Here is a 2,173-nt window from a genome sequence, read left to right on the forward strand (position 1 = left end):
GAGCTTGTCCTCGGGCATCACCTCGGCGCGCCATTCGTCGATACCCAGCTCCTCGGCGACGACCTCGGCGATCTCCGGGTGGTCGCCGGTGAGCATGACGATGCGGCGAACACCGTTGCCGCGCAACTGCTTCAAGACAGCAGCTGCCTCGGGCCGGACTTCGTCGCGCAGGCTGATCAGGCCCACCAGCTTGCCGTCCACCGCGAGCAGCAACGGGGTCTCCGCTTGACGCCGCAGCTTGTCGACCCACTCCGACGCCTTCTTCGACACGCGCACTTTCTCGGCGCGCAGCAGCGACGGGCTGCCCAGCAGCAGGGTCCTTCCGTCGGCCCAGGTCCGCATGCCCAGGCCGACCAGCACCTCGCATTCCTCGTGCGGCGGGATGCTGATGCGGCGTTCTTCGGTCGAGCGGATCACCGCCTCGGCCAGCGGGTGCCGGGAGTGGATCTCCGAGCTGGCGGCATAGGCCAGCACCTGCTCGGGCTGCCAATCCTTGTGCATGGCAACGATGTTGGTGACCACCGGGCGCCCGACGGTCAACGTACCGGTCTTGTCGAACACGATCGCGTCGACCCGGCCCGCCTGTTCCAGATGCGACCCGCCCTTGATCAGGATGCCGCGCCGGGCGCCGTTGCCGATCGCGGCGCTGATCGCGGTCGGGGTGGACAGGCCCACCGCGCACGGGCAGGCGATGAGCAGCATGGTCATAGCGCGCCGGACGTCGCCGGTGACCATTAAGGTGATGGCCGAGACGATGAACGACGTGGGCACGAACCGGCCGGAGAAGTTCTCGCCGACGGTTTGGATCGGCGCCCGATCGTGTTGGGCCTCTTCGACTCTGGTGATGATGCGGCCGATGGTGGTTTGGTTGCCGACGGCGTGGGCGCGCACCACCAGGCGGCCACGCTCCACGACCGAACCGGCGTGCACCCGGGTTCCCACGGCGACCGACACCGGCAGGTTCTCCCCGGTGATCGCGGACTGGTTGACCACCGCCTCGCCGTCGATCACTTCGCCGTCGACCGGGATGGCGACATGGTCATGGACCACCACCTCGTCGCCGATCTGGACCGTGTCGATCGCTACCTGGATCTCGGTGCCGTCGGTCAGCCGGATCCAGGCCGTGTCCTGGCTGCCGCGCAGCAGCTCCGAGATGGCCCGCCGGGTCCGCCGCAGCGTCAGATCCTGCAGGTACTCACCGATGTTGAGCAGCCACAGCACGGTCAGCGCGACCACGTTCTCGCGCAGGATGAGGCTGGCCACCGTCGCCGCCGAGACGAGCGCATCGGTGCCGGCCTTGCCCGAGCGCAGCGAGCGTAGGGCGCCGCGCAGGAACGGGTAGCCGGTGAAGATGGTGACGCCGGTGGCGACCAGCCGGCCGCTCGGGCCCAGCAACGGCGGTCGCGCGAACACATAGCGCCGCACGCCGAGCAACGCCAGCGCCGCGCCGCCGATGACCATCCGCAGCACGTCGGTGTTGCGGATCTCCGACGAATGCGGCGCGCGTACGGGGATCAGTTCGGCAGCGACGTGCGCGGCGTCGCTGATCGCCTTGAGTACTTTTGTTCGGTCGCAGCGCTTCGGCGAGTACCAGACGACGACGGATCCGGTGCGCGGGTAGGCGTGCACCACCCGCACGCCGTTGCACTTGGCCACCGCCTCTTCGACGGCCACGGCGCGTCGGGAATCGCAGCGGACCCAGGCGACCCGCACCCGCATGCGTCCGGCCGCATCCGAAACCACTTGGAGGGCAGGGTCTTCGGTTATTGCGACGTCTCGGACAAGCGCGAGGGTCATGGATCAGTGCTCGTGGTCGTGGACTTCGCTCACGGCAGGGGTGGGGGCTTCTTCGCCTATGCGCTCGCGGGCCTCGGCCATCACGTCGGCGATCTTCAGTCGGGCGGACTCCGCGGCTTCCTCGGCCTTGCGGGTTCCGCGCAGCCCGAGCGTCGCCGCCGATACCGCGGTCTCGTGTACCGGCGCCTTGGCCCACCCCTTGCGCAACAGCTCGTAGGCGGTCACCCCGGCCAGTCCGGTGACCACCGTCGATGCTGCTTTCCCCAAGAGCCCGTACACCGCCATCGCCTGAACCCTCCTCGGTCGTCTTTGTCCCGACGTTAACATCGAAATATTGCGATATCAATATGGGTTTGCGTGGGTCGGTGTGGCGGCA

At 68.3% G+C, this 2,173-nt stretch carries 2 protein-coding genes; both read right to left on the minus strand.

The window, feature by feature from the left end; genetic code table 11:
• Nucleotides 1-1,797 (minus strand): manganese-exporting P-type ATPase CtpC (gene ctpC / locus VML93_RS28555; protein WP_325615617.1); only part of this gene is annotated, 1,797 nt, incomplete at its 3' end.
• 3 nt (nucleotides 1,798-1,800) lie between these two features.
• Nucleotides 1,801-2,082, minus strand: a complete 282-nt coding sequence (locus VML93_RS28560) for a DUF1490 family protein (protein ID WP_325615618.1) — start codon at nucleotides 2,080-2,082, stop codon at nucleotides 1,801-1,803.
• Nucleotides 2,083-2,173 lie beyond the last annotated feature (91 nt).

Source organism: Mycobacterium sp. (genome assembly GCF_035499775.1).
Lineage (GTDB): Bacteria > Actinomycetota > Actinomycetes > Mycobacteriales > Mycobacteriaceae > Mycobacterium.

What these genes read in the sequence shown, in the direction of transcription:
- VML93_RS28560 (WP_325615618.1), bottom strand. Translation starts at nt 2,082, where the DNA reads ATGGCGGTGTACGGGCTCTTGGGGAAAGCAGCATCGACGGTGGTCACC.